General features: G+C 59.9%; 11 protein-coding genes and 1 pseudogene. 4 read left to right on the top strand and 8 right to left on the bottom strand.

Annotated features, from left to right (window positions below; genetic code table 11):
- Positions 1–169 precede the first annotated feature (169 nt).
- From AC3EA7_RS21290 to AC3EA7_RS21280, 3 genes are read right to left on the bottom strand one after another with little or no spacing between them, the layout of a single operon-like run.
- Positions 170–1,381, bottom strand: a complete 1,212-nt coding sequence (locus AC3EA7_RS21290; RefSeq protein ID WP_488616085.1) for a glycosyltransferase — start codon at positions 1,379–1,381, stop codon at positions 170–172.
- 4 nt (positions 1,382–1,385) lie between these two features.
- Positions 1,386–2,645 (bottom strand): glycosyltransferase family 4 protein, encoded by a 1,260-nt coding sequence (locus AC3EA7_RS21285; protein ID WP_488616084.1) that lies wholly within the window; start codon positions 2,643–2,645, stop codon positions 1,386–1,388.
- Positions 2,646–2,651: 6 nt separating this feature from the next.
- On the bottom strand, positions 2,652–2,945 hold the full coding sequence (locus AC3EA7_RS21280) for a hypothetical protein (protein ID WP_488616083.1): 294 nt from the start codon (positions 2,943–2,945) through the stop codon (positions 2,652–2,654).
- A gap of 196 nt (positions 2,946–3,141) precedes the next feature.
- Between AC3EA7_RS21280 and AC3EA7_RS21275 the strand changes: the two genes are divergently transcribed.
- The 4 genes from AC3EA7_RS21275 to AC3EA7_RS21260 all read left to right on the top strand — a co-directional run bounded on the left by AC3EA7_RS21275 (position 3,142) and on the right by AC3EA7_RS21260 (position 11,610).
- Complete coding sequence (locus AC3EA7_RS21275) at positions 3,142–5,400, top strand: GAF domain-containing protein (RefSeq protein WP_488616082.1); 2,259 nt, start codon at positions 3,142–3,144, stop codon at positions 5,398–5,400.
- Positions 5,401–6,105: 705 nt separating this feature from the next.
- A complete protein-coding gene (locus tag AC3EA7_RS21270) occupies positions 6,106–8,004 on the top strand; it encodes a hybrid sensor histidine kinase/response regulator (protein ID WP_488616081.1) in 1,899 nt (632 codons plus the stop codon).
- 187 nt (positions 8,005–8,191) lie between these two features.
- Positions 8,192–10,279 (top strand): RecQ family ATP-dependent DNA helicase, encoded by a 2,088-nt coding sequence (locus AC3EA7_RS21265; RefSeq protein ID WP_488616080.1) that lies wholly within the window; start codon positions 8,192–8,194, stop codon positions 10,277–10,279.
- Between the two features lie 11 nt (positions 10,280–10,290).
- A complete protein-coding gene (locus tag AC3EA7_RS21260) occupies positions 10,291–11,610 on the top strand; it encodes a DNA-processing protein DprA (protein WP_488616079.1) in 1,320 nt (439 codons plus the stop codon).
- A 58-nt stretch (positions 11,611–11,668) separates the two neighbouring features.
- Here the strand turns inward: AC3EA7_RS21260 and AC3EA7_RS21255 are convergent, their stop codons facing one another.
- From AC3EA7_RS21255 to AC3EA7_RS21235, 5 genes and pseudogenes are all read right to left on the bottom strand, one after another.
- Complete coding sequence (locus tag AC3EA7_RS21255) at positions 11,669–14,287, bottom strand: CBS domain-containing protein (RefSeq protein WP_488616078.1); 2,619 nt, start codon at positions 14,285–14,287, stop codon at positions 11,669–11,671.
- A complete protein-coding gene (locus AC3EA7_RS21250) occupies positions 14,278–14,709 on the bottom strand; it encodes a hypothetical protein (protein WP_488616077.1) in 432 nt (143 codons plus the stop codon). Before AC3EA7_RS21250 ends, AC3EA7_RS21255 begins: the two co-directional genes overlap by 10 nt.
- Complete coding sequence (locus AC3EA7_RS21245) at positions 14,706–15,752, bottom strand: Gfo/Idh/MocA family protein (RefSeq protein WP_488616076.1); 1,047 nt, start codon at positions 15,750–15,752, stop codon at positions 14,706–14,708. Before AC3EA7_RS21245 ends, AC3EA7_RS21250 begins: the two co-directional genes overlap by 4 nt.
- Positions 15,753–15,792: 40 nt before the next feature.
- Positions 15,793–15,939, bottom strand: a pseudogene (locus AC3EA7_RS21240) (HepT-like ribonuclease domain-containing protein); the annotation flags it as partial.
- 87 nt (positions 15,940–16,026) lie between these two features.
- Complete coding sequence (locus AC3EA7_RS21235; RefSeq protein WP_488616075.1) at positions 16,027–16,716, bottom strand: acyl-CoA dehydrogenase family protein; 690 nt, start codon at positions 16,714–16,716, stop codon at positions 16,027–16,029.
- Positions 16,717–16,841: the final 125 nt, after the last annotated feature.

Below are 16,841 nucleotides of genomic sequence, written 5' to 3'. Positions count from 1 at the left end.
GGACGAAGGCGGCGTCAGGGTGGACGAAGGCGGCGTCAGGGTGGACGAAGGCGGCGTCAGGGTGGACGAAGGCGGCGTCAGGGTGGACGAAGGCGGCGTCAGGGTGGACGAAGGCGGCGTCAGGGTGGACGAAGGCACTGCCTTCGTCCACCCGGTTGATTCTTAACACTCACACATCCGCAACGCACACCCGGTTGCGTTCCTGCGCCACTCGTGCACACACGGCGATGAGGCGCGCGGCGCGTTGCGTGTAGGTGTACGGCGCTACCCGTTCACGTCCGCGCCGTGCCAGCGCCTGACGTTGTGCAGGATCGTCGAGGAGCATACGGAGCGCAGCCGCGAGCGCCGCGCAATCACCGCGAGGGAAATGGAGAGCGCCATCGCCGCCGGTAATCTCGCGCAGCGCCGGGAGATCAGGGCAGACAACGGCGCGTTCCATCGCCATATACTCGAACAACTTCAGCGGCGATGCCGTCACGTCGGTTACGGTGTCGGGAATGACCAGCACATCGGCGGCTGCCAGGTAGAGCGGTATCCGATCCTGCGGCTGAACACCGGCAAACGTCACCCGGCCACCGATGCTGTGGCGTTGCGCCTGCACGACGAGCGCAGCGCGTTCCTGCTCACGTCCGCCAACCAGGATCAATCGCGCGCCGGGAATATCCGCCAGCGCATCGAGCAACAGATCAACCCCGCGATAGGCGAAGGTCAACCCGGCATACACGATGGTCGGTTCATCGGGCAGCCCCAGCGCACGACGAGCGGCGCTACGGTCCTGTGGCGTGTAGATCGTTTCGTCATAGGCGTCGGGTAGCACCGCAACCTCGTGCGGGTTGCGCAGCCCGAGCGACGCCAGCAGATCGCGAAATGCCGCTGTCAGCGAGGTCAGCGCCGCCGGTCGCGTCAACGTCAGGCGGTCAATCAGGTGCAACAGCGGTTGCGCCCAGCGCTCTTTCGCGCGCGACGGGTTGCGGCTCTCCAGGTCGTGCACTTCGTACACGACGCGCGCGCCGGTCAAACGCGGCGCAAGCAGAGACAGCCACAATGCACAGATCGCCTCACGCACATAAATGACCTCAAAGCGCCGACGGCGTACCAGACGCAGCCAGAGCAGCATCGCCAGCACCAGCCAGGCATAGGCGCTGCGCTCGGCGTAGTACCAGAGGGTCGAGCGATAGAGCCGCGACAGGCGACCGATTCCAATCCGTGGCAGATGGAGCGCCAGCCCCTCAAATGCACTGGCGCCGGCTTCGACTCGTGGCACAAGTGCCAGCGTGTCCGGCGCCAGCGCCTTCAACGCCCGCAATGTCGCATAGGTCTGCACCGCGTTGGCAGAACGCAGCCGCAAACTGTTGGGGTACGCGACATAGCAGATGCGCATGGCATTACCCGGCAGGCGCGAGAACGCCCTTGCTCGACAGAAATGGCGCATAGAGGCGCAACAGTTGTTCGGCAATCGTGCGTGAATTGAAAGCCGCCGACATCGCAGGTCCCCGCTGCGCATACGCCTCCCACAGCGATCGGTCGTGCAGCAGGCGCACCAACGCCGCACCAATCGCTTCCGCGTCGCGCGGCGGCGCCACGATCCCGCAATCCGCAGCAGCGACATAATCACTGACGCCGGTGGTGGACGTGACAATCGGCGGCGTGCCAACCGCAGCCGCCTCGACGACGACGCGGCTGAACGACTCGGCGACCGATGGAACGACCGCCACATCAGCCGCCGCCAGATGCGCCATCGTCTGGTCGTGCGGAATGCCGCCGACGAAGGTCACTGCCGATGCCACTCCCAGCTCCTCTGCGCGACGCTTCAGGTATGCGCCATAATCGCCAAATCGCTGCGTGCGCCGGTTCGGACCCACAATCAACGCCTGCACATCGATGCCGCCGGCGCGCGCGTATGGAAGGGACTCCACCAGATATTCAATCCCCTTGAATGGGTGAAGGCGATTCAGGCTGACAATGATCGGACGGGAGGGATCAAGGTTATAGCGCGCACATATGTCTCTTCTGCTCTGCTGGCGCACCTGATCGATAGGTATACCGGGAGGGGGATAACTGTCGGTGGTAATATTGTAGGGAATAGCCGTCACTTGTGCGGGAGGAGCGCCCAACCGCACTGCCAGCGAGCGGATCTGCGGCGAATCGGCGCGCAGCGTATCGGCGCGCCGAAACACAAAGGGCAGCAGCATACGCACCGCAAGGAATCGCGCATACCCGTAATCGAACTCAGGCACGCTCATAATATCGGCGCCGGGCAGGGTCACGGCGAGCGGCGGGTGGATTGATCGCGGCGTCAGCGCAGCAACCAGACCAAGTGGAAATGCCGTCTCAACATGCACGAGATCGTAGCGTCGTGTTGCGATGAAGCGGCGGTAGTGCACAAGTGCGCCGATCAGATACGGGTATCCGGTTGGGAGCGCCAGCAGACGATTGAGGCTCTTCAGCGCCATGCCGGAACTGACCGGCAGGCGATGCACCGTGATCCCCTCTTGCACCTCGCTGACCAACCGGTTGACGCCGGCGGCGAGCGTGATCACTTCGGCATCGATACCGTGTTCACGCCAGGCGTTAATCACCTCGGCATGGATGCGGTTGCCCATCAGAGCAGGGTCATAGCGCGGGATGAAGTATAGAATGCTCATGAGCGATCAGGGGCGACGTTCATAGATGATAAACCCGTCTCCAAACAAAATCGATCGGTATTCTCTTACAAGACGCTGCTCAAGTTCAGGAAAGCTTCTGGTTGTATCAAATCCGCTGACCCATGGTTTATCCTCATCAGTAATCTGAATAACGAACCGTGGACGACTCGCATCAAACTCATCGATGAATCGCTTGCGGAAACGTTGAATGGTCGGATGTGAAACATGGTGATAATTGTGATAGCCGTTGCCTCGCAGATTGCGTCGAAGCCAACACGCCCATTGCTCCTGGATAGTCACAATGTTGCACTCCAGCAGTATACCATAAGCTCCTCATCGGGACAGACTTACGTTGGGGAACAAGGAGAATGCACATTCCCAGATATTTGTAATCATCAGTTAATGATCGTCTGCTACAATTAGCCGCATAAGATGCCAGGCAGCAGCATAGACGGGCATCCTGAGCAACGACCGGGCTGTCACAGGTGCAACAGGTATGGATATCGAAGCGCCCCGTGCAGAGAATGAGGCTCTTCGCGCTCGCGTGGGCAAGCTTGAGCGCGCCTCGCAGCGCGCCCAGGGCGAAGCGTCTCCCGCGTCTGACTCCTTCGCGCCCGACGATTACTTTACGGTCCTCCACGAGATCGCGCTGGCGATCATGAGTCGGCTTGATCTGCATGATGTTCTGGAAGCGATCATGCTGCATGCGACCCGGCTGGCAGGCACGAGCGACGGGTATATCGATCTGCTGACGCCTGATGGAACGCAGATGGAGATGCAAATTGGGATTGGCTGGCATGCTGCGCATTGTGGCAGAATGATCGATGTCGGCGAAGGCGTCAGCGGCAGGGTTTGGCAAACCGGTGCGCCGATGATCGTCAGAGACTATCGCCTCTGGGAAGGGCGTATTCCCTTGATCGATACGTCGCGCCTGGGAACAGTGGTTGCCGTGCCGCTCCGATCAGGATCAACAGTTATCGGGGTATTGGGCGTCTCATACTGTGAGTCGGATCATCCTGCCGCTGAATCCAGCGTACACTTACTGATGCGTTTTGCCGAACTGGCAGCGATTGCCATCGACAATGCCCGTCTTTACACAACATTACAGGAAGAACTGAAAGAACGACGCCGGGTTGAAGCCGAACTGCACGAGAGCGAACAACAACTGCGTCATCTGTACGCAGTCACGCGGCGTCAGGCGCAGGAGTTGCATCTTATCGGGCAGGTGCGTGCAGCCATCGCGCGTGAGATCCATCTGCCCGCCCTCTTCCGCACCGTCGTTGAGTCGATTGCAGCCACCTTTGGGTATACGCTGGTGTGTCTCTATGTTTGTGATGGTAATGAACTCATTCTTCAGCACCAGGTGGGCTACCCAGTGCTGGTAGAACGCATTCCGCTCGGCAAAGGGGTGATCAGTCGCACCATCCTCAGCGGCAAGCCGACGCTGGTCGCTGATGTACGGAGCGATCCTGATTTTATCGGAGTAATGGCCAACATCGTATCGGAAGTCTGCGTCCCGTTGCGCGCCCACGATCGCGTCATTGGCGCGCTCAATATCGAGAGCATCGATGGTGTGGCGCTGACCGAAGACGACCTTCTTCTGATGACGGAACTTGCCGGGCATATTAATGTCGCTATTGAACGCACCCGCCTCTATGAGCAATTGTGGCGGCGCGTGCAGCAACTCGATGCGCTGCACGATACGATGTCCGATATTATCGGCAATCTGGATCACAACACGGTGCTGCAAGCGATTGTTGAGCGCATGGTTGCGCTCATGCGCGCAAAGCAGGGGATGATTGCGCTATACGACCCTGAGCAGCATAACCTGCGGATCCATTACAGCGTGGGGATGGATCGTGATTATGCTGGCACGCGCATTCCGTTTGGCGAAGGAGTGCTCGGCAAAGTCGCGCAGACGCGCCAACCGCTGGTGGTGTATGACTACTATCAGTGGGAAGGGCGATCGCACGTCTTTCATGCTATGCCTTCTTCAAATGTTGTAGGTGTGCCATTGCTGGCGGGTAATGAGTTGATCGGCGCCTTGAGCGCAGGGGATACGAATCTCAAGCGTGTGTTTACCAATGATGATATTCGCCTGCTCAGCATGTTCGCCCAGCAGGCGACGATTACCATCAAGAACGCTCGGCTGTTTGCCGAAGTGCAGCACCTGGCGATCACCGACCCGTTGATGGGTATCTACAACCGGCGCTACTTCTTCGATGCAGCAGTGCGTGAATACGAGCGAGCACGGCGGCATCGCCACTCCCTAGCAGTGCTCATCGCTGATCTCGATAATTTCAAGCAGATCAATGATCGCTATGGTCATCCAATCGGCGATCAGGTGTTGCAGGCGGTCAGCAGCATCTTTCGTCGTGAGCTGCGCTCGATCGATCTGCTTGCCCGCTACGGTGGCGAGGAAATCATTGTGTTGCTGCCCGAAACCGATTGTGACGGGGTTGTTCCGGTGGTCGAACGCCTGCGCTTGCGCCTGATGGACGCGATTGCAACCGAGCTCTGCGAGGTTCGAGTGAGCGCCAGTTTTGGCGCTGCGGTCAGCCAACGCATCGATGCTCCAAATATCGAAACACTCGTCTCATACGCTGATCAGTCACTGCTACACGCCAAACAACAGGGTAAAGATCGTCTGGTGATCTGGTGCGACATGTGCAGTGCTGCCAACGCGTGCCCGCATATTTCACCGGATGCGCTTCACCGCCGTGTGACGATCATTCCTCTCATATCCGGCGATTGAATGAAACGGCGTAACCGCACTACGTTGTCCTCTGATGCAGTAAAATCAGGTTAAACGAGCATGCCTGAGCGCCTATCCTGGAAAGATCGTCGGGTAGGCGAAGGCAGTGCCTTCGCCTACCCAGCCGCGCGTCACGTGGTGCGTTTTTGTGAACATTTATAAAGTAATCCGGCATTCGCGCTGCGCCCGGTGGCTGAAGCCGCGGGCTACGGTTGCGAAGCCTGCCTGCGCAGGCTATAACGGATTTGACTCCTAATATGCCATTAGACATACTCTTATAGAGCGATCACCTAAAACCAGGACAATCTAATACCAGTGCGCGGTCATTTGGACCATACTGCCGTTGCACGCGGCGAGACGCCGGGGCGCTGCGGGCGAAAGCCCTTGCTGAGCACGTGAAATCCCTGCTGGATCTGCTGACGCTGATGCGCAGTCTGCGTTCACAACCTGCCTGCCGGCGTCGGTTGATCATTGCGCCTTGCACGGCGAACGCTCGAACATTTTGTCTGACTGAATGCCACTCAGTAGAAGGACGTGGAGCGGCTAACGTTGGCTGAGCCTGTCGAAGCCAACGTTAGCTGCAAGACGGTCAACGCGGGCAAGTATTATGCAACATCTGGTTGTTCGCTCTACGAGCAGACGCTTCATTTGTCCTCACTTTTGAGCATCATCGGTAATTTGGATGACCGGAAGGGAGAAAGTGACGTGTTCCAGAAAGCGATAACTCACCCCACACGGTTGATCCTGGCGTATGGCGTGCTGGCGCTCCTGCTGGGCGCGCTGGCGATCGCGCTGCGCGGCTATGAATGTATCCTTTATCTCCTGGTATGGCCCGTCATCCTGAGCGCTGCCATCGTTCCCTGGCGCATCTATCTGATCCTCATCGGCATTGGCGCGACTGTCACCGCTATTACGTTGCCATTGGTCGCTCCGAGTCTCAGGGACTCGGCAATGACCGCCTCAGCGGCAACGCTGGCGGCTCTCCTGATCGGTGAAAGCGTCTATCGGCTCGCGCGCCGTCAGCGGGCTATGGCGCATGCATTGCAGGAGAGCGAAGAACGCTTCCGCTGCACCTTCGAGCGCGCTCCCGCACCCATGGCGATAACCGATCTTCAAGGACGCCTGAAGTGGTTCAATCAGCGCCTGTGCGATGTGCTGGAGTATGACCGCGCCGAATTGAGTCGGCAGATGGTGAATGATTTTGCGCATCCCGATGATCAGCATATCCGCCTGCATGCTGCGCTTCTGGCATCCGCCGATGGAGAGGCGACGATTGAAAAACGCTATGTGACAAAGGAGGGTCGAACCGTTCCAATGCTGCTCAAAGGGACGTTGCTGCGTAACACGGCGGGCGAACCATACGAGGTTCTGGTCATTTTCTTCGATCTGACGGCACAGCGGGAAGCCGAAGCGCAACGCCTGGCTTTGGAGCGAAATATGTTCGAGGTTCAGCGGATCGACAGTCTGGGGACGCTTGCAGGCGGAGTGGCGCATGATTTCAACAATTTGCTGGCGAGCATTCTGGGGAATACCAGTCTGGCGTTGCTCGACACGCCGGCACATTCACCGGTGCGCTCCTGTTTGGAACAGATCGAGGCGGCAGTGCAGCGCGCTGCGGAACTGACACAACAGATGCTCGCCTATACCGGTCGCGGTCAGGTACTCTGCGAGGTGATCGATGTGAACGCTTCACTAAGCGCCATAGATGCACTGCTGCGCACGGTCGTCCCTTCCGCTATATCCCTTGACTATCAGTTCGAGCGGGAGTCGTTGATGGTCTGTTTCGATCGAACGCAATTGCGTCAGATTATTGTCGCACTGGTCACTAATGCCGCCGAGTCGATCGGCGACCGGACAGGTCAGATCGTGATCTCAACCGGCGAGCGCACATTTGATGCTGCGCATCTTCCGATCCCCGCCATTGGCGCCGGGATGCAGGCGGGGCGCTACGCAGTCATCGAAGTGCGCGATACCGGTTGCGGAGTCGATGAGTCGCTACGTCCGCATCTGTTCGACCCTTTTGTGACGACAAAGCCCGGCAGGCGCGGACTGGCACTGGCCGCGACGCTCGGGATTGTGCGCAGTCACGGTGGTGCGATTCAGGTCGAAAGCGCTCCTGGGCAGGGGAGTATCTTTCGCGTCTTTATTCCGGTCGAGACGCCGACGGCGGAATCTACCTCCCCGGCGCCGCCCCCGACATCACAGATTGAAACGGCACAACCGGCATCCTCCCAATCGCCGGGTATTGTGCTGGTGGTCGATGACGAACGCTCAGTCCGTTCGGTTGCGTCGCGCATGGTCGAGCGTCTGGGGTTTGAGACCCTTCAGGCATCGGATGGTGAGACCGGAGTCGCATTGTTCAGCGCACACACTGATATGATCGCCTGTGTGTTGCTGGACGTTTCCATGCCGGTTATGAGCGGGGTGCAGGCGCTTGAGATGATGCGTTCCATTCGCCCTGATGCGCCGATTATCCTCATGAGCGGGTACGCCGGTGAAGACCTGGCGGCGCGTTTCGGGCAGTTGCAGCCGAACGGTTTTCTGTACAAGCCGTTCGATACCGCCGAACTCAAAGCCTGCCTGGATGCAGCGCTGAAGAAGTGACTGTGGCTTGTCTTCCACAGCGTGATGCTCGAACACACAATCCTTGCCGCTTCTTCTCTGCGCCATACAGGTGTGGGCGTCTTCAGCGACGTTCCAGCCGCATAGCCGTACCACTTTGTCAGTTGAAACGGTAAAAATAAGGGTAAGCGTGCACGCCCTGAACGGGGTTCTCACTCTATCGACATCTATGCACCTGCGACACTACGCCGAGCATCTTCTAAAGCAGGCGCTAAGCAATCCATCAGCAACTTTTCGAGACGGTCAATGGGAAGCAATTGCCGATCTGGTTGAACGTCGCGCGCGTCTGCTCGTTGTGCAGCGCACCGGTTGGGGCAAGAGTCTGGTCTATTTCCTGGCGACACGCCTGTTGCGTGAACGTGGATCAGGACCGACACTGCTCATCTCGCCCTTGCTTGCACTCATGCGCAACCAGTTGCTTATAGCAGAGCGTATTGGCGTTCGTGCTGCAACGATCAATTCAAGCAACAAGAACGAATGGACCAACGTGCTATCCCGCCTCCACGCTGGCGGTATCGATATGCTTCTCGTTGCACCCGAACGTTTGGCAAACGACGAGTTCCGCAGTGAGGCGCTGCGCCCGATTGCCGACACGATCAGCTTGTTCGTTGTTGACGAAGCGCATTGCATCTCGGATTGGGGCCACGATTTTCGTCCCGATTACCGCCGGATCGCTCGTGTGCTCCAAATGCTTCCTCCTACTATTCCTGTCCTGGCAACAACTGCTACTGCCAATAACCGTGTCGTTGCTGATATTCAGGTGCAATTAGGCGTGAACTTGCGGATTGTCCGCGGACCTCTAGCGCGCGACACGCTGCGTCTGCAAAACATCGCGCTTGACAGTCAGGCGGAACGACTGGCGTGGCTTGCAGCACATATTCCCGACCTGCCGGGGAGCGGCGTTGTTTACACACTGACCGTTCGTGATGTGCAGCGTGTGGCGTCCTGGCTGCAATCGTGCGGAATTGATGCGCACGCCTACTGGGGAGACCTCGATAGCCAGACTCGTGAGGATCTCGAGCAACGTCTGCTGGAGAGTCGTATCAAGGTATTGGTTGCAACAACGGCGCTTGGCATGGGGTTCGATAAGCCAGATCTCGGGTTTGTGGTTCATTTTCAGCGACCGGGATCGGTCATTCACTACTACCAGCAGGTTGGACGCGCCGGACGCGCTATCGATCAGGCATATGGCATTCTGTTGAGCGGCAAGGAAGATCAGGATATCACCGAATACTTCATCACGACCGCATTTCCTCCACGAGATCACATTGAGATGGTGTTGCACACGCTTGAGTCGGCAGACGAAGGTTTGACGATGGCGCAGATTGAAAGTCGGGTCAACCTCTCACGCAGTCAGATCGAAAAAACGCTTAAGGTATTATCGGTGGAAACGCCGTCCCCCGTTACGAAGATCGACAACCGCTGGTTCGCAACGCCCGTCAACTACACGCTTGATCTACAAAGGATCGAGGACCTGACCACTCTGCGGCGCGCTGAGCAGGAACGGATGCGCGAATATGTTCATGCTAGCGAATGTCTGATGGTCTTTCTCAAACGGGAACTGGATGATCTCGATCTGCAGCCGTGCGGACAGTGCGCTGTGTGTGTCGGTCAACCGCTGGTATCGCCGACTTATCCTGAGGCGCTAGAGCGTCGGGCGGTTGCTTTCTTGCAACGTCATCACCAGCGTATCGAACCGCGTCGTATGTGGCCCGGCGACGCATTGCAGGTTTATGGATGGCGTGGCAGAATATCACCATCGTTAATGGCCGAGGAAGGACGGGCATTGTGTATCTGGGGCGATGCCGGTTGGGGCGAGTTGGTGAAACGTGGTAAGCAGATCGATGGACGCTTCGATAATGCGCTTATTGACGCCCTGGTCGAGTTGGTGCGTCAGCGCTGGCTTCCAGAACCGGCGCCAGGGTGGGTTACCTGTGTTCCATCGCTTACGCACCCGACGCTGGTTGCGGATGTGGCGCAACGTCTGGCGCAGCGGCTGGGATTGCCCTTTGTGGCGGCAGTGCGCAAAGTTCGTCCGACGGAACCTCAAAAGCGCATGCAGAACAGTTTTCAACAGGCGCATAATATCGCGGGCGCTTTTGTCGTGGATCGCTGGAGCGGCATTGATGGCCCGGTTCTGCTGGTTGATGACATGGTCGACTCCGGGTGGACGTTTACGGTTGTCGCTGCACTTTTGCGCGAAGCCGGCAGTGGACCGGTCTTTCCGCTGGCGCTCGCACTGGTGCAGGGACATTGAGAGCGCGTGTCATGATCGAACACGAACTAACGCCTGATACGCAGGCGATCCTGTTGCTCTGCGGAACATTCGGCAGACGCGGGTCGAGCGTCGCACCGCTGAGTGCAGCGGAGTATCATGCCCTGGCGCTCTGGTTGCATGCGCAGCAGATGCGTCCAGGTGATCTGTTGCGCCCGGAAGGGGTTGCGTGCATCAAATCGACGCCAGGCGCTCCGGTATCCCAGGAACGGCTGCTGGCGCTGCTGGCGCGCGGTGGAGCGCTGGCGCTTACAGTCGAAGGCTGGAGCAACAAAGGTCTGTGGGTGATGAGCAGAAGCGACTCCGACTATCCGCAGCGGTTGCGGGCGCGTTTGGAACGCATCGCACCCCCGTTGCTCTATGGCGCTGGCAACCGTCTTCTACTCCAAAACGGCGGCCTGGCAATCGTTGGGTCACGCCGCATTACCGAAGACGCAATCGCCTTCACCTGCGATATTGCCCGCAGGTGCGCCATACAGGGCATACCGGTCATCTCTGGCGCCGCGCGGGGGGTGGACAGCGAAGCGATGCAGGCAGCGCTTGCAGCAGATGGCGCTGCGGTCGGCGTGCTTGCGGATAGCCTGCTCAGAGCGGCAGTATCTGGGAAGTATCGTCAGGCGTTGCGGAACGGCAACCTGGCGCTGGTCACTGCATATGATCCCGAAGCGGGTTTTTCTGTTGGCAACGCCATGGGGCGCAATAAGTACATCTATACGTTGAGCGATTATGGATTGGTGGTGAGTGCTTCATTAGGCGAAGGCGGAACCTGGGACGGCGCCATCGAATGTCTGAAAAAACAGTGGGTTCCGCTCTTTGTCTGGTCGAGCGACAAAGCGGGACCGGGCAATCAACGCCTGTGCGAGATGGGCGCTCTCTCGCTGAGTCAGGAGTTGTTGTCGAAGTATGCGTCGCTGCACCATCTCTTCAATGATCTATCCAGAGCATCGGTTCCAACACCCCTACTGCGAGAGAGCGAAGCGATCGATGAGCATTCCGCCAGAATGTCGCCTGGCAAGGGGATGAACACGACTGCTGGCAACGAGCGCAGCGTTCATGATATTTCATCGCTCGATCAGGCAACGCTGGCGTTGATGCCTGTCGATACGAATGGCGCAGCGCCGGCCATCGATTTGTTTCCGATTGTCTGGCCCCATCTCGTACAGGCGCTGCGAGTTGCACAGACCGAGCGCGAGATTGCGCAGCACTGCGGCATCGAGCCGCAGCAGGCGCGCGCCTGGCTGCAACGCGCTGTCCAGGAAGGTCTGGCGGTGAAGTTGACCCGCCCGACACGCTACGTGTTGCAAAAACAATAGCATATGCCGCACCATCTGCACGAACCCATTGCAATCCGTGCGTATCTGTGCTCTATACTCACCGGCGCCCGGCATCCGGTGCGCCCTGGGCGACAACCGCCTGCCGGATCCAGGCTTCCTGCTCCTCACGGGTGACGGCGACGCCATCGAGGTGGGCCGCACGCAGAGCGGCGAGCAGTTCGCCGAAGCGGGGTCCCGGACGCAAGCCGAGCGACTCGAGGAATCTTCCGTCAACCGCGAGTTTGACGCTGCGCAGATGCTCGATATAACGCTGGATCCACTGCCGCGCAGACGGCGGTTCGGCAATCTGCGCTGTGCGCAGTGCAGCAGTGTCGATTCCATGCAGCGCCCGATCAATCGCGCTATCTGCGATCTGCTGATCGGGTCCTCTGGCTTCGGCGCCCAGCGCCTTGATGCGCTCATGCACCAGCGTCAGGTCTGCCAGGAGACGGGTTTCGCCTGCCGGCAGCCGGTAGCGGGACGCAAACGCAGTGCGCTCATCACCGGTCAGCGGGTAGACCAGCAGCGCCAGGTAAAGATCGGGCAATGCGGCATCAGGGAAGGCTGCCCGTCGTGCATCTGCAAACCATTCTGCGATGGCGGGAGTCCACCGGAGCGGCGAGTGTATGGCGCGCAACACGCCCAGATCATCGAGGAGCGCCAGTGCTGGTTCGGGATGCTCCTCTGCCAGAATGAGCCGCAGTTCGTGCATAATCCGTTGCGGGGTGGCGCGCCCCAGGACGCCCTGTTCGAGTGCGTCGCCGATCAATGCACGTGTGCGTGGCTCGATGACGAACCCCAACCGCGCAGCAAGGCGCGCTGCCCGCAGAATGCGCGTCGGGTCGTCGATAAAACTCAGGTTGTGCAGCACGCGAATCAATTTGCGGGCAATGTCGCGTCGCCCGCCATAGAAGTCGTAGAGCCAGCCGTAACGCGCCGGGTTGAGGCAGATCGCCAGTGTATTGATGGTAAAGTCGCGGCGGTGCAGATCGTGTCGTAGCGACGCGGCTTCGACGTCGGGCAGGGCTGAGGGGCGCTCGTAGAACTCAGTGCGCGCCATCACGAAGTCGAGGGTGAACGGTTGCTTGTCGAGACGTTCGAGTGTCAGGGTGGCAGTCCCAAATGCCGTATGGCTGCGGACCGTACCGCCGAGTTCAGTTGCCAGCGCTTCGGCCAGACCGATCGCGTCGCCTTCGACCACCAGATCGAGATCATCGGGCGGGCGCTCCAGGATCATGTCGCGCACGGCGCCGCCGACGATGTAGAGCGCCGCGCCGCGCCGCTGCGCAACGGCGCCGGCGCGACGCAGGATGACCAGCAGTTCCGAATCGAGGAAACGTTCCAGCGCTTCGCTGACGATTGCATGATCGCTCTTGCCGGCTTCCTGCCCGGCTGCCCAGGCGCGCAGCAGATCGCTCCGTGTGATAATGCCCAACAATCGCTTGTGTGCGTCCACGACCAGCAGACGCCCGGTGCGATCGCCGTTATCGGCGGCAAGCGCACTGCGCACGGCGACGAGCGAGGCGTCCGGCGGCAGCAGCGTCGGACCGTGCCAGAGGTAGCGCGCCAGTGGGGCGTCGCGCAAGCCGTGACGCAACGCCCGATCCAGATCGCGGCGTGAAATAAGACCCTGCACCACCCCATCGTGATTAACGACCGGTAATGCGCCGTGGCCGTAGCGCAACAGCAACTCCTCCGCCTGCGCAACCGTTGCATCAATCGGCGCGGTATGCACCGGGCGGGTCATAATGTCGGCGGCAGTCAACGCCGGTTGGATCAGTTCGCGCACCGACGCTTCGACGCGGTTCAGCAGCGTTTTGGCATCGACTCCGCGCACATATGCTGCGGCGGCGTAGCGATGCCCGCCGCCGCCGAAACGTGCTGCCAGCATGCCGGCATCGAGTGTATCGGCGCCGGCGCGTAGAATGAGTTGCGTTCCCGTATCACCGGTCGCAATCGCCAGGGCGATGACCGCCGGGGCATACAGATCGCGCAGGCGATGCGCCAGCGACGAGAGTTCGGGCACTGGCCCATCGACGCGCGCCCAGGCAAAGAGCGCCATCCACCCGCTGATGTCTTCCAGGCGCATGGTCTGTTCGAGCTGGTGTAACACCTGTTCCTGCACGGCAGAGAGCGGACGGCGGAGAAATTCGCCAACCGCTTCGATCCGCGCACCGCGATCCAGCAGCCAGGCGGCGCACGCCACATCAATGGCGCGCGTGCCGGGCAACGAGAGATTTCCGGTGTCTTCATAAATGCCCAAAAGCAGGAGGGTCGCCTCTCCAGGTGTCAGGGGAAGATGGTGTTCCATCAACCGCTGAACCAGGATGGTGGTAGTGGCGCCGGTATCGGCATAGATCAACTCCTCGTGCGGGGCGAGATCACGTTCTGGACGATGATGATCGATCATGATCGTCGGAACGGGTGCGTCACCCAGCAGGGGCAGGCGTGGAACCGTGGTGGTATCGACCAGGATCAGGCGTGTGACCGGCTCGCGCGGCAGATCGCTCATACGAACGAAGGGAAGTTCTTCACGGTGCAGTGCAGCGAACTCGCGCACATTCTCGTTTAACTGCGGATTGAGTACAGCCAGCGCGCCGGGGTAGAGGCGCGTCGCCGCGAGTTGCGACGCAAGCGCATCGAAGTCGGTGTTGCTATGCGTGAGGATCAGTTCCATAGACCGGCAACCGTGCGTTCGAGCCATTCCATCCAGGGCCAGGCGCGCTGCCGGCTGAACTCCGGCAGCGGCGCACGTCGCATGTCGAGGTCGAGCAGCGAGAGGGTGCACTGCTCCGCCATTCGGCGGCACTCGATCCAACCGGCGACTTCGCGCCCGTCGTTCAGTGTAACATACACCGCGATGGTGATCGGTCCGACGTACTCGCCATACTGACGATTGACCCGATCAGGATACATTTCACCGAAATGGATCTGCCGGTAGGCGATGCGCTGCGTGCGCAGCGCATATGCAACCTGATCGTCATACGACCGGATCGGTGGCGGGAGTACGGCGAGGAGCGCCCCGATGACGATGATGCACATCAGGGCGCAGACGGCAATGATGAGAGTGGAACGCACGATGAACGAACGGTCGGTCATCGGAGTATGATTTCGCGTCCGGTTTCGGCGCTCTGCAACACCGCCTCCATCATTTCCTGCACGATCAACCCGTGGCGCAGCGGCGCCTGACATGGTACGCCATCGAGAATACATTCGACAAAATGGGTGGCGATTGCCGTCCATACCCCTTCCCAGTCTTTGGGAACGTGGTAGGTGCTATCGACCGGCGTACCGGCGACCGTGCGGTGGATGGTCAGCGGATTATAGCAACGCACTCCAGCTTCCGTGCCGAACAGTTCGATCTGAAAATCGTCCGGCTGGTGCGCGGCCCAGAAACTTTCGACCTGCAACCCTGCGCCGTTGGCGAAACGAATGAATCCGCCGGCGTAGTCGTCGGCGGCATACTGTCGCGCCAGTTCCGGTTGCGGCTTGTAGTCGAAGTATCCGATGCCGCGCGGACCGAATTTCGCTCCCGCGACCGCGACCGCGCTCACCGGTTGCGGCATGCCCATCATCCACCAGGCGGCGTCGAGCACGTGCACCCCCATATCGCGGAATGCGCCGCCGCCTTTCTGAACGAATCCCGGACTCCAGTGCGGAATGCCGCTGCGCCGCACGCTGCGCGCGCGCGCATAGTACACCTCGCCAAGTTCGCCGCGCGCCGCCATCGCGCCGACGATCTGCGTCTCGCGCGAAAAGCGGGTTGAGAGCGACATCATGTTGACAACGCTGGCTGCTTCGGCGGCGGCGACCAGATCGCGCGCCGGGGCGACGGCGTCTGCCAGCGGCTTGGTGACGAGCACGTGCTTGTCGTGGCGCACGGCTTCGAGCGCGACGGGCACGTGGAACTGGTTGGGTGTGCCGACGAAGACCGCATCGATCGAGCGATCCCGGCACATCTCGCGGTAGTCGGTGTACATGGCGAGCGGTTCGGAGAGTTTGAGTTCCGCCGCCAGTTTGTGCATGCGCTCTTCAGCGATGTCGCAGAGCGCAACGATACGAGCGCGCGGTGTGTTGAGAAAGCCGCGCGCATTCGCCTTACCGATACCCATGCCAACAATGGCGACACGTACTTCGTTCACGGGCGGAATCTCCATATCCAACAGAGCGTCCTTCAGGGGCTTACTCGAGATCGCGCAGCATTGTTTGAAGGAGGGTCTTCAACTCAGGCAACTGCTGTGTCGCAATAGTCCAGATGATGTTCGGGTCAACAGCAAAATACTGGTGAATGACGATATTTCGCAAACCGATCACCCGGCGCCGGATATCACCACTTTCACGCGCTTCGAAGCAACATCAGGGGTGCGCCTGTTATTATGGGTGTTCTTCAATAATAGTATGACACATAAGGGGATGTTACTCCAGTTTTAGCGATCTCCCAATAATCTCTTTCATGATCTCGGTTGCGCCGCCGTAGATGGTCTGCACACGGGCGTCGAGGAAGGCGCGAGCAATCGGGTATTCGCGCATGTAGCCGTAGCCGCCGTGCAGTTGCAGGCAGGCATTGACGACCCGCTGCTGGAGTTCGGTCGTCCACCATTTTGCCATGGCTGCGGTTTCGGCGGTCAACTCGCCCTGGTTCAGCGCCAGCACGCACTGATCGACGAACACACGCCCGATCTGCACCTCGGTTGCCAGCTCCGCCAGGGTGAAGCGCACGGTCTGGAGCGCGCCGAGCGGACGACCGAACGCTTCGCGCTCACGGCAGTAGCGGATGGTCTGTTCCAGCGCCGCTTCAGCGGCAGCGACGGCGCCGACCGCAATGGCAAGACGCTCGCGCGGCAGTTGTTCCATAAGATAGCGAAAGCCCTGCCCCTCTTCGCCGAGCAGATTATCGCGCGGCACACGCACATCTCGGAAAAAGAGTTCGGCGGTATCCTGCGCGTGCAGCCCGATCTTCTCCAGGCGCCTGCCGCGCTCGTATCCTGGCATGCCGCGCTCGACCACCAGCAGGCTGATCCCTTTGGCGCCACGATCCGGGTCGGTCTTTGCTGCGACAATCACCAGGTCGTTGAGGATGCCATTAGAGATTTCACTACCGTACACTTTTTTTCTGGGGGTTGACTTATGGTATACTCCATGGCGAGTCCCAGCCCTAGGAGGAATCATGAGCGACAACGTACGCCGATACCGTGCCATCCGCCAAGCCTTGAACCGGCTCTACCCCCACG

Source organism: Roseiflexus sp. (genome assembly GCF_057785375.1).
The sequence above is the reverse complement of the archived record's forward strand: the minus strand, read 5'-3'. Positions and strand labels throughout refer to the sequence as shown.